The organism is Azospirillum doebereinerae (assembly GCF_003989665.1).
Taxonomy (GTDB): domain Bacteria; phylum Pseudomonadota; class Alphaproteobacteria; order Azospirillales; family Azospirillaceae; genus Azospirillum; species Azospirillum doebereinerae.
This window is the reverse complement of the sequence record NZ_RZIJ01000003.1, coordinates 111739-133689: the sequence shown is the minus strand read 5'-3', so window position 1 is coordinate 133689 and position 21951 is coordinate 111739. Positions and strand designations below refer to the sequence as shown.

21 protein-coding genes are annotated in these 21951 nt (G+C 68.5%); 14 read left to right on the top strand and 7 right to left on the bottom strand.

The features are described from left to right. Positions 1 to 13 precede the first annotated feature (13 nt). Together EJ913_RS05700 and EJ913_RS05695 are read right to left on the bottom strand one after the other, a co-directional pair. A complete protein-coding gene (locus EJ913_RS05700) occupies positions 14 to 1411 on the bottom strand; it encodes an amidase (RefSeq protein WP_244939257.1) in 1398 nt (465 codons plus the stop codon). A 91-nt stretch (positions 1412 to 1502) separates the two neighbouring features. Continuing rightward, positions 1503 to 2132, bottom strand: coding sequence for an isochorismatase family protein (locus EJ913_RS05695; RefSeq protein ID WP_126995675.1), 630 nt, complete (start codon positions 2130 to 2132; stop codon positions 1503 to 1505). A gap of 344 nt (positions 2133 to 2476) precedes the next feature. Here EJ913_RS05695 and EJ913_RS05690 point away from each other — a divergent pair, with 344 nt between their 5' ends. The 8 genes from EJ913_RS05690 (at position 2477) to EJ913_RS05655 (ending at position 10768) form a co-directional block, all read left to right on the top strand. Next, the gene (locus tag EJ913_RS05690; protein ID WP_126995673.1) at positions 2477 to 4039 is read left to right on the top strand and encodes an ABC transporter substrate-binding protein; all 1563 of its coding nucleotides are present in this window, start codon (positions 2477 to 2479) and stop codon (positions 4037 to 4039) included. A 4-nt stretch (positions 4040 to 4043) separates the two neighbouring features. Further along, positions 4044 to 4982 (top strand): ABC transporter permease, encoded by a 939-nt coding sequence (locus tag EJ913_RS05685; protein WP_126995671.1) that lies wholly within the window; start codon positions 4044 to 4046, stop codon positions 4980 to 4982. Positions 4983 to 4990: 8 nt separating this feature from the next. Further along, positions 4991 to 5872, top strand: a complete 882-nt coding sequence (locus EJ913_RS05680) for an ABC transporter permease (protein ID WP_126995669.1) — start codon at positions 4991 to 4993, stop codon at positions 5870 to 5872. Between the two features lie 8 nt (positions 5873 to 5880). Continuing rightward, positions 5881 to 6942, top strand: a complete 1062-nt coding sequence (locus tag EJ913_RS05675; protein ID WP_185909693.1) for an ABC transporter ATP-binding protein — start codon at positions 5881 to 5883, stop codon at positions 6940 to 6942. Next, the gene (locus tag EJ913_RS05670; protein ID WP_126995667.1) at positions 6939 to 8099 is read left to right on the top strand and encodes an ABC transporter ATP-binding protein; all 1161 of its coding nucleotides are present in this window, start codon (positions 6939 to 6941) and stop codon (positions 8097 to 8099) included. The genes EJ913_RS05675 and EJ913_RS05670 overlap by 4 nt, the downstream gene beginning before the upstream one ends. Positions 8100 to 8111: 12 nt before the next feature. After that, a complete protein-coding gene (locus tag EJ913_RS05665; RefSeq protein ID WP_126995665.1) occupies positions 8112 to 8762 on the top strand; it encodes an isochorismatase family protein in 651 nt (216 codons plus the stop codon). A gap of 182 nt (positions 8763 to 8944) precedes the next feature. Beyond that, positions 8945 to 9988: an AbrB family transcriptional regulator gene (locus tag EJ913_RS05660; RefSeq protein WP_126995663.1), complete on the top strand. Its 1044-nt coding sequence runs from the start codon at positions 8945 to 8947 to the stop codon at positions 9986 to 9988. Between the two features lie 51 nt (positions 9989 to 10039). Beyond that, positions 10040 to 10768, top strand: a complete 729-nt coding sequence (locus EJ913_RS05655; protein ID WP_238519035.1) for a GntR family transcriptional regulator — start codon at positions 10040 to 10042, stop codon at positions 10766 to 10768. A 47-nt stretch (positions 10769 to 10815) separates the two neighbouring features. Here the strand turns inward: EJ913_RS05655 and EJ913_RS05650 are convergent, their stop codons facing one another. From EJ913_RS05650 to EJ913_RS05635, 4 genes are all read right to left on the bottom strand, one after another. Beyond that, positions 10816 to 11685: an ABC transporter permease gene (locus tag EJ913_RS05650; RefSeq protein WP_126995662.1), complete on the bottom strand. Its 870-nt coding sequence runs from the start codon at positions 11683 to 11685 to the stop codon at positions 10816 to 10818. Then, the gene (locus EJ913_RS05645) at positions 11682 to 12611 is read right to left on the bottom strand and encodes an ABC transporter permease (protein WP_238519034.1); all 930 of its coding nucleotides are present in this window, start codon (positions 12609 to 12611) and stop codon (positions 11682 to 11684) included. The genes EJ913_RS05650 and EJ913_RS05645 overlap by 4 nt, the downstream gene beginning before the upstream one ends. Positions 12612 to 12615: 4 nt before the next feature. Next, positions 12616 to 13752 carry an ABC transporter ATP-binding protein gene (locus EJ913_RS05640; protein ID WP_126995660.1) on the bottom strand — a complete coding sequence of 379 codons (1137 nt, stop codon included), beginning with the start codon at positions 13750 to 13752 and terminating at the stop codon, positions 12616 to 12618. Between the two features lie 182 nt (positions 13753 to 13934). Further along, entirely contained in the window at positions 13935 to 15122 is a 1188-nt protein-coding gene (locus EJ913_RS05635; RefSeq protein ID WP_244939256.1) for an extracellular solute-binding protein, read from the bottom strand. Between the two features lie 382 nt (positions 15123 to 15504). Between EJ913_RS05635 and EJ913_RS05630 the strand changes: the two genes are divergently transcribed. Both EJ913_RS05630 and uxuA read left to right on the top strand, forming a co-directional pair. Then, the gene (locus EJ913_RS05630; RefSeq protein ID WP_244939255.1) at positions 15505 to 16275 is read left to right on the top strand and encodes a GntR family transcriptional regulator; all 771 of its coding nucleotides are present in this window, start codon (positions 15505 to 15507) and stop codon (positions 16273 to 16275) included. Positions 16276 to 16481: 206 nt separating this feature from the next. After that, positions 16482 to 17678, top strand: coding sequence for a mannonate dehydratase (uxuA, locus tag EJ913_RS05625; RefSeq protein WP_126995658.1), 1197 nt, complete (start codon positions 16482 to 16484; stop codon positions 17676 to 17678). 278 nt (positions 17679 to 17956) lie between these two features. On the opposite strand, the gene EJ913_RS05620 is transcribed toward uxuA, so the two are convergent. Continuing rightward, entirely contained in the window at positions 17957 to 18721 is a 765-nt protein-coding gene (locus tag EJ913_RS05620) for a DeoR/GlpR family DNA-binding transcription regulator (protein ID WP_126995656.1), read from the bottom strand. Between the two features lie 90 nt (positions 18722 to 18811). Here EJ913_RS05620 and EJ913_RS05615 point away from each other — a divergent pair, with 90 nt between their 5' ends. The 4 genes from EJ913_RS05615 (at position 18812) to EJ913_RS05600 (ending at position 21904) form a co-directional block, all read left to right on the top strand. After that, positions 18812 to 19408, top strand: a complete 597-nt coding sequence (locus EJ913_RS05615; protein ID WP_126995654.1) for an NUDIX domain-containing protein — start codon at positions 18812 to 18814, stop codon at positions 19406 to 19408. Continuing rightward, positions 19408 to 19863 carry an acetyltransferase gene (locus tag EJ913_RS05610; protein ID WP_126995652.1) on the top strand — a complete coding sequence of 152 codons (456 nt, stop codon included), beginning with the start codon at positions 19408 to 19410 and terminating at the stop codon, positions 19861 to 19863. The genes EJ913_RS05615 and EJ913_RS05610 overlap by 1 nt, the downstream gene beginning before the upstream one ends. Positions 19864 to 19962: 99 nt before the next feature. After that, positions 19963 to 20712, top strand: a complete 750-nt coding sequence (locus EJ913_RS05605; protein ID WP_126995650.1) for a response regulator — start codon at positions 19963 to 19965, stop codon at positions 20710 to 20712. 151 nt (positions 20713 to 20863) lie between these two features. Next, positions 20864 to 21904, top strand: a complete 1041-nt coding sequence (locus EJ913_RS05600) for an ABC transporter substrate-binding protein (RefSeq protein WP_126995649.1) — start codon at positions 20864 to 20866, stop codon at positions 21902 to 21904. Positions 21905 to 21951 lie beyond the last annotated feature (47 nt).

Genomic DNA, 21951 nt, shown 5'->3' with positions numbered 1-21951 from the left:
TTCCTTCGAAAGGTCAGCCGAGGCGCGGGCGCTGGCGGTGGTGGTCGGTCGCGGCCTGGAAAGCGGCACCGGCGCGCAGCACCAGCGGCTCGTCGAACCAGCGGCCGACGATCTGCATGCCGACCGGCAGGCCATGCGCGCCGAAGCCGCAAGGGACGGTCATCGCCGGCAGGCCGAGCGCGCCGAAGCCGTAGGTGAAGCGGCTGACCGCCTTCGTCGCCTCGATCATGTCGGCGGCGTCGGCGATGGCCGGGGCGACGATGGGGGTGGTCGGCGTCAGGATCAGGTCGACCCGCTCGAACAGCGCCCGGAACCGCAGCTTCCAGCCGGCCAGCCAGCGCCGGGATTCGGCGTAGGCGACGCCGCTGACCGGCAGGCCGAGCTTCAGGCGGCGCAGCACCTCCGGGCCGATGGCCTCGGGCGCCGCCTCGATCTTGTCGAGGTGGTACTGGGCCATGTCGGCGACCAGCAGCGAGAATCCGGTGCGCGCCTGCGCCACCTCGGCGTCCTCGACGGTGACGTCCACCAGCGTGGCGCCCACGCGCTCCAGCACCGCCGCCGCCTCGCGCAGCCGCTCGGCCACCGCCGGCTGGAGCCCGTCGAAATAGAAATTGCGCGGCAGGCCGATGCGGACACCGGCGATCCCGTCCCGCAGCGCCGGCAGGAAGTTGCCGAGCGGCGCGTCGACCGAGTTGGGGTCCTCCGGGTCGTAGCCGGCGATGGCCGCGAAGGCGCGGGCGACGTCGGACACCGAACAGGCCAGCGGGCCGACGGTGTCGAAATCGACGCTGCACGCGATCACGCCGGTGTTCGGCACCCGGCCGACGCTGGGCCGCAGCCCGACCACGCCGCACAGCGCGGCGGGGATGCGGATCGACCCGCCGGTGTCGGTGCCGATGGAGACGCGGCACAGGCCGGCGGCCACGGCGGAGGCCGAACCGCCGCTCGACCCGCCCGGCACATGGGTGGTGTTCCACGGGTTGCGGCAGGATCCGTGGTGTTCGTTCTGGTTGGTCGAGCCCAGGCAGAATTCGCTGAGGTTGTTGCGCCCGACGAGGACGGCGCCCGACGCCTTCAGCCGCCGGACCACGGCGGCGTCGTGCCGCCCCTCGGCGGCGAAGCGGACCGACCCGTAGCTGGTCGTCTCGCCGGCCAGTTCGAAGCAGTCCTTGATGGTGACCGGCACGCCGTCGAGCAGCCCCGGCCACTCGCCCGCCGCCCGTTCGCGGTCGAGCGCGCGGGCGCGGTCGAGCGCCGCCTCCCCGGTGACGGTCAGGATGGCGTTGAGCGCGGGGTTGAGCCGGTCGATGGCGTCCAGGCAGCCCAGGGTCTCGCTTTCGCAGGCTCCGGGCAAGGCGGGGGCGTCGTCGGCCGGGCCGGCGGCCCCGACCGAAATGGTCGCGGTGGACATGCGCTGCTGCTTTCGGTTGGCGTGGACCGGCCGGGACCGGCGGAAGTGGGGGTTGCGGGAGGTCCGGCCGGGCGCCGGACCTCCCGCCAAATCAGGCGGCCTGGGCCACGCCGATCCGGTCGATGACGGCCTGAAGCGGCAGCACGTCGGCGTATTTCTGCCGCATGTCGAACAGGTTGGCGCGGTGCGGCTCCTCGGCGCGGTCGCCGACGCACTCCTCGACGATGATCGGCCGCAGCCCGTGGGCGGAGGCGTCGATCACGCTGGCCCGCACGCAGCCCGAGGTGGTGCAGCCGGTCACCAGCAGCGTGTCCACGCCGTTGGCGCGCAGCCAGCTCGACAGGCCGGTCCCGAAGAAGGCCGAGGCGTGCTGCTTGCGGGCGATGTATTCGCCGTCCCGCGGCGTCACCGCCGGGGCGAAGGCGGTGTCCGGGGCGTCGGCGGTCAGCTTCAGCAGATTGGGGATTTTCTCGCCGAAGGGACCGATGCCGCCGACCGCGTCCGGCGCGATGAAGCAGGCGTGAGCGATCGGCATCCCGGCGGCGCGGGCGTGCCCCAGAAGTTCGGCGGTCGCCGTGATGGCGTCGTTGATGTTGAAGCCGCCGAACGCGTCCTCGCGGGTGAAGCCGAGTTGGAAGTCGATGACCAGCAAAGCCGTCTTGCGGCCGAAGCCGAGCGGTTTGCCGAGTCCCTGGCGTTCGTAGATGGAGAGGTCGCTCATGTCGGGAGATGTCCTTTTCCGGTTAGGGCGCCGGATGACAAGCGCGGAAAAAGCATACATTCGTTCATAAGTGCATTCAAAGCCCATAGTTTCGCCATTTCATTCGTGCACATGCTTCCAAAACGCGCAATTTTCCATACCGTAGTTCGTACGAACATTTCTTAGCCGAACAAACTAAGTCATTGAAAAATATTCAAAGACGAAATCACCGAGCGCCGAAGTGAGAGATGGTACGGTTTCTGCTAACCTTCCTGTCACACCGGCGCGGCAAAGATTGTGTGCATTTTATGCAAGCCACGGAGCGCCGCCGCCGAACGCATTCCGGACGACAGAAGGAGCAGGCCATGGTCGGGACCCATCGACAGCAGCGGAACGGGGTGACGCGCCGTCAATTCGGCGGCCTGCTGGCGGCCGGGGCGCTGGTGGCGGGCAGCGGCTGGCCGCTCGGCGTCGCCGCCGCCCCGCCGGTGCTGCGCGTGCGCATCGGCAGCGACATCGGCAACCTCGACCCGGCCCGCATCTTCCAGATCGAGAACCAGACGGTGGCCACCCAGATCTACAACGGGCTGGTCAAGTACGACGAGGCGAGCAACGCGCTGGTCCCCGACCTCGCGACCTCCTGGGAGATCTCGGGCGACGGCACCGTCTACAGCTTCGCGCTGCGCAGCGGCGTCGTCTGGCACAAGAACTACGGTCCCTTCACGTCGGACGACGTGAAGTTCTCGTTCGAGCGGGTGCTCGACCCGCAGACCGGGAGCAGCTACGCCGGGCAGCTCGCCTCGATCAAGTCGGTCGAGACGCCGGCGCCGGACCGGGTGGTCATCACCCTCAAGGAGCCGAACTCCGGCTTCCTGCACAAGGTCTCCGCCTTCAACCAAGGCTGGATTCTGAGCCGCAAGGCGCTGGGCGAGATCGGCGAGAAGGCCTACGCGCTGAACCCGGTCGGCACCGGCCCCTTCGTGTTCCAGGTCTGGACCCCCGGCCGCGAGGTCAGGCTCTCCGCCAACAAGGACTATTTCGACGGCGCGCCCAAGGTGGAGGAACTGCTGTTCCGCGTCATCAAGGACGAGACGGCGGCGGCCATCGCGCTGGAGAACGGCGAGGTCGACATCTTCTTCGGCCTGCAACAGCCCGAGGTCATCCAGCGCCTGAAGGGCGGCGGTCAGGTGACGGTGCTCGACCGCGACGCCAACCACACCATCAACCTCATCCTCAACACCAGCATCAAGCCGCTGGGCGATGTCCGCGTCCGCCAGGCGATCAGCCACGCCATCAACCGCAAGGCGCTGATCGACGGCTTCTTCAAGGGCACCAAGACCGAGGCGAGCGGCTTCCTCACCTCCTCCTTCCAGGAATTCACCAACGATGTGGCGGCCTATCCCTACGACCCGCAGAAGGCCAAGGCGCTTCTGAAGGAGGCGGGGGTCGGCCCCTTCACCCTCGATCTGGTGGCGCCGGGCGCCAACCCCTACGACAAGATCGTCGTGCCCATCGCCAGCGACCTCGCCGCCGTCGGCATCGACGCCAAGATCAAGGTGCTGGAGCGCGGCGCCTACCTCCAGGCCCGCAACAAGGGGACCGTGCCGACCTGCGTCACCGGCGTGGTCGGCGCCCCCGACCCCGACAGCCCGATCCTGTCGATGTTCGCCAAGTCCTCCTTCCCGCCCGGCCTCAACACCTCCCATTACGAGGGCGTCGAGGATCTGATCGCCGCCGCGCGGCAGGCCCAGGGCGACGCCGCCCGCAAGGAGGTCTACGGGAAGATCCAGGCCAAGGTGATGGGCGACGCCCCCATCGTGCCGCTCTACGCCGACCGCCTCTACATCGCCCACACCAAGGGCGTCTCGGGCTTCGTCCAGAACTCGCTCTTCACCATGAGCGCCTATCCCGTCGTGCTGGCGGGCTGACGCCATGGACCGCCTGACCCGCCAGCTCACGCAGCTCGCGATCACGGTGTTCGGCATCGTGACCGTGACCTTCTTCCTCGTCCGCATGATTCCGGGCGACCCCGCCCAGTACATGCTGGGCGACTACGCGACCGAGGAGGCGCTGGCGACGCTGCGCGCCCAGCTCGGCCTCGACCGCCCGGTGATCGTGCAGTACGGGCTCTACGCCTTGCGCGCGCTGACCGGCGATTTCGGCGCCTCGGTCGTCACCGGCCGCCCGGCGCTGGAGGAGATCCTCTCCAGCCTGCCCGACTCCGCCCTTCTGGCCTTCGCCGGTCTGGCCATCGCGGTGGTCATCGGCATCCCGCTCGGAATCGTCACGGCGGAGCGCCAGGGCTCGTGGAGCGATCTGCTGATCATGGTCGTCGCCCTGTTCGGCATCTCCTTCCCGGTCTTCTGGCTCGGCCTCGCCTCGGTCCTGCTGTTCTCGCAGGAGCTGAAATGGTTCCCGGCGCTGGGCGCCAGCTCGGGCGGCGGGTTCCTCGACCAGATCCACCATCTGGTGCTGCCGGCGGGGGTGCTCGGCGTCTCGGTCGCCGCCTACATCACCCGGCTGACCCGTTCGGCGATGCTGGAGGTGCTGAACCAGGACTACATCCGGGTGGCCCGCGCGATGGGCGTGCCGCAGCGCCGCGTCGTCTGGCGGCTGGCGCTGAAGAACGCGCTGGTGCCGATCCTCGCCATCGTCGGCGTCACCTTCGCCTGGTCGCTGGGCAGCGCCATCCTGATCGAGGTGGTGTTCAGCCGGCCCGGCATCGGCTCGATGATCCTCAAGGCGGTCTCGGCCCGCGACTACCAGCTCGTCCAGGCCGGCGTGCTGGTGCTGGCCGTCGCCGTCGTCCTCGTCAACAGCCTGCTCGACCTCGCCTACGGGCTGGTCGATCCGCGCCTGTCCGCAAGGTGAGCCCGCCCATGTCCGCAACCGTTACCGCTTCCGCCCCGCCCCGGCGGTCGTCCCTGATGCGCTATTTCCGCCATCCGGGATTCCTGATCGGGACGATCCTGCTGACGGCGATGCTGGCCATCGCCGTGGCGGCGCCCTGGATCGCGCCGTGGTCGCCGCTGGACACCGACCTCGGCAACACGCTGGCCCCGCCCTCGGCCCAGCATCTTCTGGGCACCGACCAGTTCGGCCGCGACGTGCTGTCCCGGCTGATCTGGGGCACCCGCACCTCGTTGCAGGTCGCCGTCGCCGTGATGGTGTTGTCGCTGTCGCTGGGCATGGTGGTCGGTGCCGTCGCCGGTTTCTTCGGCGGCTGGGTCGAGCGGGTCACCGTCTCGGTCATCGACATCCTGCTGGCCTTCCCCGGCTTCCTGCTGGCGCTGGCGCTGGTGGCGGTGCGCGGCTCGTCGCTGGAATCGGTGATCGTCGCCGTGGCGCTCGCCTACACCCCGCGCGTCGCCGCCGTGATGCGGGCGGTGGTGCTGACCATCAAGCCGCGCCCCTACGTCGAGGCGTCGCGCGCCATCGGCATGGGCAACCTGCGGCTGCTGTTCCTGCACGTCGTGCCCAACAGCCTGCCGCCGGTGATCGTCGTGGCGACCATCGGCGCCGCCACCGCGATCCTGGCCGAGGCGGGGTTGAGCTTCCTCGGCCTCGGCGTCCAGCCGCCCGCCCCGACCTGGGGCAACGTCATCGCCGACGGCCAGAGCTTCCTGGCGTCGAACCCGGTGATCTCGCTGTCGGCCGGCCTGTGCATCGCGGTGATGGTGGTCGCCCTCAACCTGCTGGGCGACGGGCTGCGCGACACGCTCGATCCCCAGATGCGCCGCTCGTCCGGCAAGATGCTGTGAGGCTTTCCATGGCGAATCCCAACCTGTCCGTCGCCCCTCCCCCGCCGGTCGCTCCGGTTCCGGCCCCCCGCCCGGTGGCGCTGGAGCTGCGCGACCTGACCACCGTCTTCCCCGGCGACGACGGCCCGATCACCGTCATCGACGGCATCTCGCTGGCCGTGCGGGACGGCGGCACGCTGGCGGTGGTCGGCGAATCCGGCTCGGGCAAGTCGATGACCTTCCTGTCGGCGCTCGGCCTCGTCGCGTCCCCCGGCCGGGTCCAGCGCGGCGAGGTGCGGATCGGCGGCGCCGAGATCCTGGGCCGGACGCCCGAGCAGCTCCGCCGCCTGCGCGGTGCGGTGGTGTCGATGATCTTCCAGGACCCGCTGACCGCGCTGAACCCGGTCTTCACCATCGGCGAGCAGATCGTCGAGGTGCTGCGGGCGCACAGCGGCCTCGGCCGCGCCGCCGCCCGCGCCCGCGCGGTGGAACTGTTGGCCCGCGTGCAGATCCCCGACCCGTCCCGGCGGATCGACGACTACCCGCACCAGCTTTCCGGCGGCCAGCGCCAGCGCGTTCTGATCGCCATGGCCATCGCCCTGTCGCCCAAGGTGCTGATCGCCGACGAGCCGACCACCGCGCTCGACGTGACGGTGCAGGCCCAGATCCTCGACCTGCTGGCCGACCTCCAGGCCGAGACGGGGATGGCGCTGGTGCTGATCACCCACGACCTCGGCCTCGTCGCCCGCTACGCCGACGACGTCGCCGTGATGTACGCCGGCCGGCTGGTGGAGGTGGGATCCATCGAGGAGGTCTTCTCCGCCCCCCGCCACCCCTACACCCGCGCGCTGTTCCGCAGCATCCCGCGCCTGGACGGCCCGGTCGACGAGGAGTTGCCGGCCATCGAGGGCCAGCCGCCCAACGTCGCCCGCCTGCCGCCGGGCTGCGCCTTCGAGCCGCGCTGCACGCTGGGCCATGGCCGCGCCGACTGCTGCACCAAGCGGCCGCTGCCGCTGGCCGGCGATCGCGCCGGGCATCGCAGCGCCTGCTTCCACGCCGACCGGCTCGACCAGATGGAGGCCGCCCGATGAGCGAAGTCCGCACCGCATCCTCCGGAACCGACGCCGGGCCGCCGCCGGCCCTGGAGCTGGTCGAGACCTCCCGCGTCTTCACTCGGCGCGGCGGGCTGTTCCGCAAGGCCGGCACCCCGGTGCGGGCGGTGGACGGCGTCTCGCTGACGATCCACCCCGGCGAGACGCTGGGGCTGGTCGGCGAGAGCGGCAGCGGCAAGAGCACGCTCGGCCGCCTCGCCCTGCGGCTGGTGGAGCCCAGCGGCGGCCGGCTGCTGGTGGACGGCCGCGACGTCACCGACCTGCCCAAGGCCGAAATGCAGGCGATGCGCCGCGACATCCAGATGGTGTTCCAGGACCCCTACGGCTCGCTCGACCCCCGCGTCACCATCGGCCAGAGCATCGGCGAGCCGCTGAAGGTCCACGGGCTGTGGGACCCCACCGACAGCCCGCAGAAGGTGGCGGGGGTGATGAGCCTGGTCGGGCTCGACCCGTCGCACGCCGACCGCTACCCGCACCAGTTCTCCGGCGGCCAGCGCCAGCGCATCGGCATCGCCCGCGCCCTGACGCTCGATCCGAAGATCCTGGTGCTGGACGAGCCGGTGTCGGCGCTCGACGTGTCGATCCAGGCGCAGATCATCAACCTGCTCCAGCGCATCCAGCGCGAGCGCGGTCTGTCCTACCTGTTCATCGCCCATGATCTGGCGGTGGTCCGCCACGTCAGCCACCGCATCGCCGTGATGTATCTCGGCAAGCTGGTGGAGCTGGCGTCGCGCGACACGCTCTACCGCCGGCCGCTGCACCCCTACACCGTCTCGCTGCTGGCGGCGGTCCCCATCGCCGACCTGCGGATGCGCAAGCGCCGCCGCACCTCGGTGGCGATGGGCGAGATCGGCTCGGCCACCAGCGTGCCGCCGGGCTGCCGCTTCCACCCCCGCTGCTACCGCGCCCGGCTGGTGGCGTCCGGCGGCGGCGTGCCGACCGAGCGCAGCGGCGACGCCCTGCTGCCGCGCGCCTGCCTGATGGAAGAGCCGGCGCTGCGGGCCTGCGGCGGCGGGACCGATCAGGTCGCCTGCCATTTCCCCGAGACTCCCGAAAGCCGGTCGGAGGTGGCGGCCGCCGTCCTCCAGGACATCGGCCATCCGCCCATCCGCCCGATCCCCCTGCAATCAGCCTGAAGGCGAAGCCCCATGTTCAGCGTCACCGAAGAGCTCAAGGACAATTACTCCAACGTCTTCCAGAACCGGATCGGCTTCGGCCGCAAGGCCGCCGTGCTGTCAATCGACTTCATCGACTTCTACACCAAGCCCGGCGCGCCCTTCTTCGGGCAGGGCGTGGTCGACGCGGTGGAGGCGAGCGTCCCGCTCTACGCCGCCGCGCGCCGGGCCGGGCTGCCGGTGATCTACACCAAGGTCGTCTACGACGAGGCGGGCAGCGAGGGCGGGATGTTCGTGAAGAAGATCCCGGCGTTGCGCGCCTTCACCGCCGACAACCCGCTGGCCGGCTTCGACGCCCGCGTCACGCCGGAGCCGGGGGACATCGTGCTGGTGAAGCACCACTCCTCCGCCTTCTTCGGCACGCCGCTCAGCACCATGCTGCGCGTGCTGGAGTGCGACACGGTGATCGTCACCGGCTGCTCGACCAGCGGATGCGTCCGCGCCACGGCGGTGGACGGGGTGTCGCACGGCTTCCGCGTCATCGTCCCGGCGGAGTGCGTCGGCGACCGCCACCCGGCCCCGCACGAGGCGGCGCTGTTCGACATGAACGCCAAATACGGCGACGTGCTGCCGGTGGCCGAGGTGATGGCCCATGTCGAGGCGCAGATGGCGGAAGCGGTCTGACCCGGAAAGCGATTTAAAGCCCCTCTTCCCTTGTGGGAGAGGGGTTGGGGTGAGGGGGCGCAAATCTTCCGCCTTCGGCGGATACCCCTCATCCCAACCCCTCTCCCTCAAGGGGAGAAGGGCTCAGGCCTCCCCTACACCTCTCAAGGAGCGGTGGCGCGCCACCCGACAGACCGTCCATCATGAGTTCCCTGTCCATCCCCCTCCAGTGGTGCCTGCTGGCGGTCGCCACCCTCCTGTTCACCGCGCTGTTCACGTCGGTCGCCCTGCCGGGCGCGGTGCTGCTCGGCCCGATGTGCGCGGCCGTCATCCTGGGGGTGCGCGGCTCGACCATCGAGCTGCCCAAGCGCTCCCTGTGGCTCGCCCAGGCGCTGACCGGCGGCGTGGTGGCGCGGTCGCTCGACGCCTCGATCCTCCACGACGTCGCCCTGCACTGGTTCCCGATGTTGATGGCGCTGGCGACCATGATGGCCGGCGCCGTCCTGGTCGGCTGGCTGCTGGAGCGGTCGGGCCGGCTGCCGGTCGGCACCGCCCTATGGGGGACCATGCCGGGGGCGGCCCCGGCGATGATCGCCATGGCCGGCGACTTCGGCGGCGATCCCCGCTTCGTCGCGGTGATGCAATACCTCCGGGTCGTCGTCGTCGTCGTGCTGGCTTCCCTCGCCTGCCATTTCCTGCTGGGCACCCCGCCCGGGCTCGCCCCCGCAACCCCACTGGCCGTCCCGGCGGCAACGCCGGTCTCCACCCTGGCGCTGGTGGCCGTGGCGCTGCTCGGCGGTTGGCTCGGGACCGTGCTGCGCCTGCCGGCGGGGCCGCTGCTCGGTCCCATCCTGCTTGGCGGGACGCTCAACATGTCGGGATTCGTGGCGCTCGACGCGCCAAGCTGGCTGATCGCCGTCGCCTTCACCATCATCGGCTGGACCACCGGCCTGCGCTTCCGCCGCGAGCTGCTGCGCGACCTCGTGGCGTCGGTGCCGGTGATGCTGCTGTCCACCTTCGGCCTCGTGGCTTTGTCGGTCGGGTCGGCCTGGATGCTCAGCGCGCTCACCGGCAAGGACCCGCTGACCGCCTATCTCGCCACCAGCCCGGGCGGGCTGGATTCGGTCACGGTGGTGGCGCTGGGCAGCGCCGCCGACGTGCCCTTCATCCTGACCTTGCAGACGCTGCGCCTGTTCGGGACCATCCTGCTCAGCGTTCTGCTTGTGCGGGTCCTGCGCCGCAGCTAGAACCCAACCGCCCGGTCCGCCGGCCTTGCCGCCGCACGCTGGAGGATGCCCATGTCCGAGTTCCAAGAGACCAAGGCGGCGGAACCCTACCGCTCCGAACAGGTCGGCTCCATCATGATCGCCCTGCGCAACCAGGTTCTGGAAGGCAAGCTGCCTCCCGGCACCAAGCTGCGCGAGACGGAGCTGGCCACCCGCTTCGGCGTCTCCCGCACGCCGGTGCGCGAGGCGCTGGTGGCGGCCGAGCGCGAGGGACTGGTCACCTACGAGACCAACCGCGGCTACACCGTGCGCCAGTTCACCCTGCGCGACCTGCTGGAAAGCTACGAGATGCGCGGCCTGCTCGAAGGCCACGGCTGCCGCATCGTCGCGGAGCGCGGGCTGCCGGCGGATGTCGAGCGGACCCTGCGGGCCGGGCTGGAGCGCGCCGAGGCGCTGGTCGGCGGCGAGGGCTTGTTGGAAGGAAGCGGGCTGGACCAGTGGCGCCAGCTCAACCAGCGCTTCCACAACGGCCTCATGGCGCTGGTCCCGAACGGGCTGTTCAGCCGCATGTTCCAGCTCGTCTACCGGGTTCCCAAGATCGACGACGTTCTGGAGATGGAGCGGGACCGCGCCACCCTGCGCGCCTACAACGACGAGCACCGCCGCATCCTCGACGCCATCGTCCGCCGCCAGGGCAGCCGCGTGGAGTTCCTGGTCCGCGAGCATCTCCAGGGCCCCAGCGACCTGATCAGCCGCCGGATGGAGGAGACCGAGGTGACCGCCACGCCGTTGTCGCGGTGACCTCGGTGGGAAGGCGGTGGGCCGGCGCAGCCGGCGCCAACGCCGCGTCAGGCCCCCTTCGGCTGCTTCTTGACCCGCGCCACGATCTGCGTCGGATCGACGAAGCGCAGCGCGATGACCAGCCAGAACAGCGTCGTCAGCATGTAGAGCACCGCCATCGCGTCCACCGACTGGCCGGCGCGGACGCCCGCCGCGAAGACCGAGTAGTAGAGCGCCACCACCAGCGTCTGGCTGTCGCCGCCCGCCGTCAGGAAGGTCAGCTCGAACATCGCGATGGTGCGCACCAGCACCAGCAGGCAGGCGGCCAGGATGCCCGGCGCCAGCAGCGGCACCAGCACGTGGCGGAAGACGCTGAAGGTGCCGGCGCCGAACACGCGCGCCGCCGCTTCGAGCCGGGGATCGATCTGCTCGATGAAGGGGGTCATCGTCAGGATGACGAAGGGCACCGTCGGCACGAGGTTGGCCAGGATGACGCCGGTCAACGTGCCGCCCAGGTGGAACTGGTAGAGCGTCGTCGCCAGCGGGATGCCGTAGGTGATCGGCGGCACCAGCAACGGCAGCAGGAACAGCAGCATCACCGCCCGCTTGCCGGGAAACTCGCGCCGCGCCAGCGCGTAGGCCGCCGGCACCCCGATCAGGGCGGAGATGAGCACCACCGCCAGCACCACCTGCATGGTGACGGTCAGCACCTCGCCCAACTGGAACTCGGCCCAGGCGCTGCTGTACCAGCGGAAGGTGTAGCCGTCGGGCAGCCAGCTGCGCAGCCAGCGCGTCGCCACCGAATTGACCGCCACCGAGCCGATGATGCCGACCATGTTCAGCAGGAAGAAGCCCATGAAGCCCCAGACGACGCTGCTCCACAGCAGCCCGAGCGTCCGGTCGAGCGCGGGGTTTCCCTTCAGAGTGTCCTGCGTCATGCTTTCCCTCCAGAGGCCGGGCCCCGGTAGAACCGGCCGCGCGCCACCAGCACGGCGACGATGATGATCAGCTGGACCGCGCCCATGACCATCGCGATGGCCGAGGCCATGGAGTAATCGTAGCTCTCGAAGGCGGCCTCGTAGGCGGCGATGGAGATCACCCGCGTCGGCCCGGCCGGCGCCCCCAGCAGCACCGCCGAGGGGAAGACGGAGAAGGCCTGGACGAAGACCAGGCAGAAGGTCATGGCGAGGCCGGGGGCCAGCAGCGGCAGGTAGATGTGGCGGAACTGCGCGAAGGGCCGGGCGCCCAGCGACGCCGCGGCGTTGCCCAGCGACGGGTCGATGCCGGTGACGTGCGACAGGATCAGCAGGAAGGCGAAGGGGAAGCCGGTGATGATCAGCGACAGCATGACGCCCCAGTAGTTGTGCGTCAGCTGCAACGGCTGGGCGATCAGGTGGCCGGCCATCAGGATGCGGTTGAACCAGCCCTGGGGTCCCAGATAGGTCAGCAGCCCCTCGGCCACCAGCACGGTGCCGAGCGTGATCGGCACCACCAGCGCGGTGGTCAGCAGCCGCTGCCCGGCGAAGGGCACCCGCATCTTGAAGGCGATCGGCACCGCCAGCGCGATGTTGAGGATCGTCGAGGGCAGCGCCAGCCACAGGGTGGTGAAGATCGTCCCCCACAGCCGGCTCTGGCTGAAGAACTCGACGTAGTTCTTGAACGGCCCGCCCTCGGCCGGGGTGAAGGACAGGACGAGGCCGTAGGCGAACGGATAGACGAACAGCAGCACCACCATCAGGATGCCGGGGACCAGCAGCAGCAGGGTCCGGTCGAAGGGGGCGGGCGCATCGTCGCCGCCGCGCCGGGCGGAACCGGTCAGGCGCCCCCAGGCGTGGCCCCAAGCCGTTTGGTTGGAGGATGTCATGGCGTCACTCCGCCGCGACGGCCATGGCCGCGTCGCGGCCCTGGGGGTAGGCCAGCACGCGGTCGGCCGGCAGGACCAGCCGGATGCGCTGGCCGGGGGTGGCGGCCTGCGGAATGCGGGCGTGCAGGACGCCGATGGCGGTGTCGACGTCGACCAGCCAGTCGCGACCGCAATATTCGACCTCGATGACGCGGCCGTCCAAGCTGTTCGCCCCCTCCGGATCGTTCTCCGGATCGCCGATACGGAGGTCGTCCGGGCGGATGGCGACGGTGCAGCGGTGGCCGGCGACGTCGCCTTGCAAGGTCGCGTTCAGCGTGACGCCGTTGCGGTGAACCTGCATCCGCCGCCCGTCGAGCGGGCTGCACGCGTCGAAGGCGATGACGTTGCGGTAGCCCATGAAGCGGGCGACGTTGAGGTTGGCCGGGGCGTTGTACAGCTGCTCCGGGGTGCCGATCTGCTGGACCACCCCGTCCTGCATGACGACGATGCGGTCGGCGAGCGACAGCGCCTCGTCCTGGTCGTGGGTGACGTAGATGGTGGAGCGCTGCACCTCGTGGTGGATGCGGCGGATCTCGTGGCGCATCTCCAGCCGCAGCTTGGCGTCCAGGTTGGACAGCGGCTCGTCCATCAGGATCAGCGGCGGGTTGACGACGATGGCGCGCGCGATGGCGACGCGCTGCTGCTGCCCGCCCGAAAGCTGGCCCGGCAGCTTGTCGGCGTGGGCCTGGAGCTGGACGAGGTCGAGCGTCTCGTTGACCCGCCGCGCGGCCTCCTTCTCCGGGACGTTGCGCATCATGAGCCCGAAGCCGATGTTCTTGCGCACCGACATGTGCGGGAACAGCGCGTAGTTCTGGAACACCATGCCGAAGCCGCGGCGTTCGGGCGGCAGCGTGTCGATGCGGCGGTCGTCGAGCATGATCCGGCCGCCCGACAGCGGCATCAGCCCGGCCAGGCAGTTGAGCGCCGTCGATTTTCCGCAGCCGGACGGACCGAGCAGCGCGATGAACTCGCCGCGCCGCACCGTCAGCGACAGCTCGTTCAAGGCGACCATGTTGTGGAAGCGCCGCGTGATGCGGTCGAGGTGCAGCGCCTCGAAATTGCCGCCGGACGCGGCGGCCTTGCTCGGGTCGTGCCGGGCCATGCTCTTGGTTCCTTCTCAGGATGTCGGAATGCCCCCTCCCCATCCCTCCCCCGCCTGCGGCGGGAGAGGGGGCAGGACGCTTGTCGGCGCTCGGCGGCAGTCCCCTCTCCCGCGAAGCGGGGGAGGGTTAGGGAGGGGGCAAGCGTGGCCACACCCTCGCCGTTCGGCTCAACACACCGCCTTCACTTGGTCTTCGCGGCGCCGATCTCTTCGTCCCATTTGCGGAAGGCGGCGACGAGCTTGTCGGCGTCGAGCGGGCGTTCCAGCGGGGCGCCGGCGATCAGCGCCTCGTATTCGGGACGGCCGAAATTCTTGATCGCCTCCTGGCTTTCGGGCGGGGCCATGCTGAGCGGCACGTCCTTCACCGCCGGGCCGGGGTAGAAATAGCCCTCGTCATAGCCGTAGGCCTGCTGGTCGGGCTTCAGCAGATGGGCCATCACGTCGAGCACCACGGCCAGCTTGTCCTTCGACAACCCCTTCGGCACGACCATGTAATGGGCGTCCACCACCCAGTGGAACCCCTTCAGCGCGGTGACCTCGGCCGATTTCGGCACGATGCCCAGCACGCGCGGGTTGATGTCCCAGCCGGTGGTCGAAACCACCATGTCGCGGGTGCCCTCGCCGAACTCCTTCATCGTGGCCCCCGTGCCCGACGGGTAGTATTCGATGCAGGAGTTCAGCTCCTTCAGGTAGGCCCAGGTCTTGTCCCAGCCGTTGATCGGATCCTTGGGATCCTTGTCGCCCAGGATGTAGGGCAGACCCATGATGAAGGTGCGTCCCGGACCGGAGTTGGCCGGGCGGGCGTAGGCGAACTTGTTGGGGTTGGCCTTGCAGTAGGCCAGCAGCTCCTCAGCCGATTTGGGTGGGTTCTTCACCCGCTCCGGCGCGTATTCGATCAGCGGGCCGGAGGGGTAGTAGTTCACGACGACGCCGTAGCCGTTGAAGGCCTTCTGCATGTCGGCCGCGCCGGGCAGGTAGTTCTTCTCCAGGTTCGGGAATTTCTCGGTGTATTGCGGGATGGTCTGTTCCCAGATCTTCTGCTCGATGCCGGCGGCCAGCCCGTCGGGGCCGACCAGGATCATGTCGATGTCGAGACGGCCGGCCGCCTGCTGCGCCTTGATCTTGCCGGGCAGTTCGGGCGACGGCGCCTTGGTGAGGACGAAGCGGGAAACGACGTCGGGATGATCCTTGCGGTAGTTCTCGATCGCCTTCTGCGTCAGCGCCAGATTGCCGGCGGCGTCGACGATGGTGATGACCTGCGCCGATTTCGGCAGGGCCGGAAGTTCGGCCCGCGCTGGCGCCGACAGCGCCAATGCCGCGACGACGCCGGTCGCCGCGACCATGAAAGAGCCAGTGGAGACACGTGTCACGTCACCCTCCCGATTGGTTCGTTCGATTTTTCTGGAGGCAGGCGCATCCTGTGCCGCCCGGCCTTTGAGTCCCCATCCCGGAGAGGCGGGCGTGTTGCGCGCACCGATGCCATATCCGGACCTAAGCATACTACCATACGAGATATGTGCGATCAAACGATTATCTGCGTTCTCAGCGGTTCGAATGGCTGGCCAGCTCTTCGCTGCCGCCACGCGTCCCGGCCCTCAACGCCGCGCCGCCCCTTCGCAAGAACACAAGAACCAACCGTGCTTGCCCAAGATCTGGTATGGTAGTATTTTCCCTCAGGTCTGATAGTGCCGCCGCAACAAGCAGGCCGTTCATCCATGTTGAGTGCACGCCTTGCTTGAAGGGAGTGATCTTGTGCCGGAGTTGAGCAGGATCGACGTCGATTCGGCGGAGCCGATCACCCGCAGCGTGTTCCGCACACTGCGCACCGCCATCGTGTCGATGCATTTCCAGCCCGGCCAAGCCCTGTCGGAACAGGAGATCGCCGACCAGCTCGGTGTCAGCCGCCAGCCCGTGCGCGAGGCCTTCATCAAGCTGAGCGAGGCCGGTCTGCTGATCATCCGGCCGCAACGCGGGACCTTCGTCGTCAAGATCTCGGTCAAGCAGGTGCTCGATGCCCGCTTCGTGCGCGAGGCGGTGGAGGTCGCGGTGGTTCGGCAGGCCTGCGACCGGATCACCCCCGCCGGCATCATGGATCTGCGCGCCAACCTGAAGGCGCAATGGGCCATCGCGTCCGATTCCGATCCCAGTTCCGACCGGTTCCTGGAACTCGACGAGGCCTTCCACCGCACCATCGCGCTCGGCGCCGACTGCGAATACGCGTGGCGCATCGTCGAGGAGACGAAAGCCCAGATGGACCGGGTGCGCTACCTCAGCATGCCCTACGCCACGCCGGTCAAGCGGTTGATCGCGCAGCACGAAGCGGTGCTGGAGGCCATCGCCGCCCGCGACCCGGCCAAGGCCGAGGCCGCCATGAGCCTGCACCTGCGCGAGATCCTCACCTCCCTGCCCGAGCTGGAAGGCAAGTTCCCCGACCTGTTCAACCACGACGTGGCCGGCGGCGGCGGGCCGAAAACGGGCAAGCCCGCCCCCCGCGGGCGCTCGGCGGGCCGCAGGACGGGGTGAACCGCATCGGTTCGCCCTCGACGCCGCCGTTCGGCTCCGCAAATCGACGAACAACAAACAAACAGCATCTCCAACAGTTCATGTTGCCCGCCACGGCGTTCTTCGCCATACTGCCATACAAGAATGTGAGTCTCGTCCAACGAGGAAGCCTGCCCGCGCTTCACCGGACCGGTGACGGACGAATTCTGCCTTGAGGAGTTCAAGCCATGGAACAGACCTGGCGCTGGTTCGGCCCCGACGACGCGATCAAGCTCAACCACATCCGTCAGGCCGGGGCGACCGGCATCGTCACCGCCCTCCACCACATCCCCTACGGCGTCGTCTGGTCGGTCGAGGAGATCGAGAAGCGCAAGGCGGAGATCGCCGCCGATCCGTCGCTGGGCCTGCGCTGGAGCGTGACGGAAAGCCTGCCGATCTCCGAGGCGATCAAGATCGGCGAAGGCGATCTGACCGAACTGTTCGACAATTACCGGCAGTCGATGCGCAACCTCGCCGCCTGCGGGGTCAGGACGATCTGCTACAACTTCATGCCGGTGCTGGACTGGACCCGCACCGATCTGGCGGCGGCGCTGCCCGGCGGCGGCACCGCGCTGCGTTTCAACGCCTTCGAGCACGCCGCCTTCGACGTCTATATGCTGGAGCGCCCCGACGCCGAGGCCGACCACGATCCCGCGGTGCTGGCGCGAGCCAAGGCTTGGTTCGACCGCTCGTCGGAAAGCGAGCGCGCCAAGCTGCTCGCCAACATCATGGCCGGATTGCCGGGAGCCTTCGACCGCTACGACGTTCCGGGCCTGCGCCGGATGATCGCGCGCTACCGGGGCATGACCGCCGACGGCCTGCGCGAGACCCTGGCCCGCTTCCTGCGCGAGGTGATTCCCACCGCCGAGGAGGTCGGCATTCGCATGGCGATCCACCCCGACGACCCGCCGCGTCCCCTGTTCGGTCTGCCCCGCGTGGTCAGCACCGCCGACGATCTCGCCCACGTCATCGACGCCCAAAAATCCCCATCGAACGGTCTGACCTTCTGCACCGGCTCGCTGGGCGCCGGGCGGACCAACGACGTGCCAGAAATGGCCCGGCGCTTCGCCGCCGACATTCACTTCGTCCATTTGCGCAACGTGGCGAAGGAATCGGACGGATCGTTCCAGGAAGCCGATCATCTCGGCGGCGACGTCGACATGGTGTCGGTCGTCACCACCCTGCTGGAGGAGCAGAAGCGCCGCCAGGATTCCGGCAACGACAATTGGCGGCTTCCTTTCCGCCCCGACCACGGCCACGAGCTGTTGGACGATGTCGGCAAGCCGACCCATCCCGGTTACCCGATGATCGGCCGCCTGCGCGGGTTGGCGGAAATCCGGGGCGTCATGACGGCGGTGGCGAGCCTGCGCAAGCTGCCGGTGTGAGCGGGTCACCGCCTCCGGCAGTGGTCCATGCGGGCGTGCATGTCGGCGTACCGACCGCAATCATGCCCGCTTGGATGTGCCAGGCCACAATGCCACCGCCCAGAACGACGCCATGAAGATTGGCGCAAAGGATGCTCATCATCCGCTGCGTCAAAGCCGAATCGGCAGAGGGAAATGAAGTGTTACGATCCAACCAATTTCATGAAACAACAATTGCTCATCTCACTCTCATCAATTTGTTCAAAATATCCAAATTGCTTCAAAAGTGATTTTTATAATTACTCAAAAGAAGCGCGAATTATCGAGACGTCTCGTTGCTCATAAGGTTTCAGGGCATCAGCCAGACAACTCTTTTCCACGATGAGCGCATCGACCTCGTCCAGACCGACAACGCCGTAGGCCGAGACGGCGCCGAGCTTCTCCCGTGAGGCAAGGACGATGGTTTCGGCGGATTGACGACCGATCGCGCGCTTGATCGCCGCCTCCTCCCGGTCCCCGGTGGTCAATCCATGCTCCGGATGAATTCCGGTGACGCCCATGAAATAGATGTCGGCACGGATGTGGGAGATGGCTTCGATCGCCACCGCCCCCACGGCGACGTTCGAATGCTTGTAGATGCGGCCGCCGATGAGTTCCACCTCGACGCCCGGATGGTCGAGGAGCGCCACCGCGACGTCCGGGCTGTGGGTGGCAACCGTCACCCGAAGGTTTAGGGGCAAAGCACGGGCGAGCGCCACGGCGCTGGTGCCGCCATCGAGAAAAACGATCTGGCCATTCCTGACCATGCCGGCCGCAGCCTTGGCGATCGCCGCCTTGTCGTCGACGGAGAGCTTTCGGCGAGTCGGCAGGTCCGCGAGCGCTTTCGACGCGGGAAGCGCCCCGCCGTGGACGCGCTGAAGCAGGCCCTCGGCCGCCAGTTCGCGAAGATCGCGCCGGATCGTGTCCTCCGAGAGCCCGAGCTTCTGGCTGAAGCCCTTCGCCACCACGCGGCCCTCTTGGGCAAGGGTGGCCAGGATGAGAGCTTTCCGTTCGGTCGTCAGCATGGAGGTTCCTCGTTCCGATCTCCGCACGATATTGCATGACATGAAGATTTCATGCAAGATCGTGCACGTTTGTGGATTTGGGAGGCGGGCATGACGGTATCCCACCGGGTTCGGATCGAGGACGTGACCACTCTGTCGGACGATTGGTACGTCCTGAAGAAGACGACTTTCAGCTTTCTGAGAGGGGACGGCGCCTGGCAGCGGCAAAGCCGGGAAACCTACGACCGCGGCAACGGCGCGACCATCCTGCTGTACGACCCGGCCCGGCGCACGGTGGTCCTGACCAGACAATTCCGTTATCCGACCTTCGTCAACGGCCACGACGACCTGCTGATCGAAGCGCCCGCGGGCCTGCTGGACAACGCGAGCCCCGAGGAGCGCATCAAGGCCGAGGTCGAGGAGGAGACCGGGTACCGCGTGACCGACGTCCGTCCGATCTTCGACGCCTTCATGAGTCCGGGATCGGTGACCGAGCGCCTTCACTTCTTCATCGGCGCCTATTCGGCGACCGACAGGGTGTCCGACGGCGGCGGCAACGCCGACGAGGGCGAGGACATCGAACGGCTGGAGCCGACGATCGAGGAGGCGCTGCGGATGATCGAGGACGGCCGCATCCGCGATGGCAAGACCATTATGCTGCTGCAATACGCCGCCCTGCATGTCTTCAGGGACGGCAGGGGCGGCTGATGATCGGGATTCGCGCCGCACGCGCCGACGATCTCGCCCGCAACGCCGAGATCTGGCGCAGCGCCGTCCTGGCGACGCACCATTTCCTGACGCCGAGGCACTTCGCTGAGATCGGCGATCTGGTGAGAACCACCTATCTGCCGACCGCCGACCTTCTGGTCGCCGTGGACGAGCGCGATGTCCCACACGGTTTCCTGGGGGCTTCCGGCGACCACATCGACGCGCTCTTCGTCCACGCCGGCAGCCGGGGCGGCGGCTTCGGCCGCAGGCTCGTCGACCATCTCCGCCAAGGCCGGGACGACGTCACGGTGGACGTGAACGAGCAGAACGAATCCGGCCGGGGCTTTTACGAACGCCTCGGCTTCGCGGTGCACGGCCGCTCGGAGACCGACGACGACGGGAGGCCCTACCCGCTGCTCCGCTTGCGATGGAGACGCACCGCCGCCACACCGTAAACCGCCGCGACCTGAACACCGTCCCGCCGGTCCCGCCCAGATCTGTTGATCGTGGCGGGAAGGAATGCGATCCTGCGCCCTCATCACCGGGCGGGCAGGATGTCATCGAACACGTCACCGAATGGCGGCAAGCGCCTGACGATCGGGGTCGTCGAGGATGATCCGGCGGTCCTCGCCATGGTCGCCGACCTGCTGGCCGGCGAAGGCTACGAGACGGTCCGCTGCCCCGACGCGGCGTCGCTGATGGCGGTCCTGGCATCCGGCCGGCTTGACCTGATCGTGCTGGACCTGCGGCTGCCGGACCGCGACGGCATCTCCATCGCAGCACAAGTGCGGGGCACGATGGACGTGCCGATCATCATGCTGACCGGGCGCGGCGACGACATCGACCGCATCATGGGGCTGGAGGTCGGGGCCGACGACTACATCGTCAAGCCGTTCAACAACCGCGAGTTCATCGCGCGGGTGAAGGCGGTGCTGCGCCGCACCGCCCGCGAGAGCGTTCCCGTCCCGGCGCCCTGCCGGCGCGGCTACCGCTTCGCCGGCTTCACGCTGGACGAGGACGGGCGGCGGCTGTTCGACCCGGCCGGCAAGCCGGTGACCCTGACGGTGGCGGAGTTCGACCTGCTGCTGGCCCTGGTCCGCGCCCATGGCCGGGTGCTCAGCCGCAACCAGATCCTCGACCTGACCCACCACGACCGCGACGACGTCTTCGACCGCACCATCGACGTGCTGATCCTGCGCCTGCGCCGCAAGATCGAGCGCAACCCGCAGCAGCCCTGGCTGATCCGCACCGAGCGCGGGCTCGGCTACGTCTTCGACTGCGACATCGAGGCGTTCGGCCCCTGACCGGCGTCTGCTTGGCCCGGTTCCGTTAACAAGATTACAGCCGCTCCCTGAAAGCGTGACATCCGCCGTTCACCATGGCCGCTTACGCTGGCCGGACGAACAAACGCGCCGTCATCAAAGAACAGTTCCGAACTCCAGGGAGGAGTGCTCCGTGACATCCGCAGGCAACTGGATCAAATCCGCCGGTCTCGGCCTGGGCGCCTTGGTTGCGCTTGCCGCGCATCCGGCTTCCGCCCAGGGCACCCTCACCGTCCTCTGCGGCGTGCAGGAGGAATGGTGCAAGGCGATCGCCGTCGCCTTCGAGAAGAAGACCGGCACCGCCGTCGCCATGAGCCGCAAGAGCGCCGGCGAGGCGCTGGCCCAGATCCGCGCCGAGTCCGCCAACCCGAAGACCGACGTCTGGTGGGGCGCCCCCGGCGACCCGCATCTCCAGGCCGCCGAGGAAGGGCTGACCCTTCCCTACGAAAGCCCGCAGCAGGCCGACCTCCAGCCCTGGGCGCTGAGCCAGCACAAGCAGTCGCAGGGCCGCAGCGTCGGCATCTACGCCGGCGCGCTGGGCTTCGTCTACAACGTGGAGCTTCTGGCCAAGCGCAAGATCAACGCCCCGAAATGCTGGGCCGACCTGCTGCGTCCGGAGTTCAAGGACGAGATCCAGATGGCGAACCCCAACGCGTCCGGCACGGCCTACACCGCGCTGGCCACCCTGGTCCAGGTCCTGGGCGAGGATGGGGCGTTCGATTACCTGAAGAAGCTGAACGACAACGTCAACCAGTACACCAAGTCCGGCAGCGCGCCCTCCGCCGCCGTCGCGCGCAGCGAGACGCTGGTCGGCATCGTCTTCATGCACGACGGCATCAACCAGAAGATCAACGGCTTCCCGGTGGACGTCTCGGCCCCCTGCGAGGGCACCGGCTACGAGATCGGGTCGGTCAGCATCATCAAGGGCACGAAGAACCTCGACGCCGCCAAGGCCTTCTACGAATTCGCCCTGTCGCCGGAGGGGCAGGCCACCGGCGCCGAGACCAAGCAGTTCCAGATGCCGTCCAACCGGAAATCGGCGACCCCGCCGGAAGCCCCCAAGCTGGAGGCGATCCGGCTGATCGACTACAACTTCCAGAAATACGGCACCGCCGAGGAGCGCAAGCGCCTGCTGTCGCGCTGGGACGCCGACATCAAGGCCGTCGCCAAGTAGCCGCTTTCCGGCCCTTCTTTTCGACCTGAGGCTTCCGCCCGCCCTTC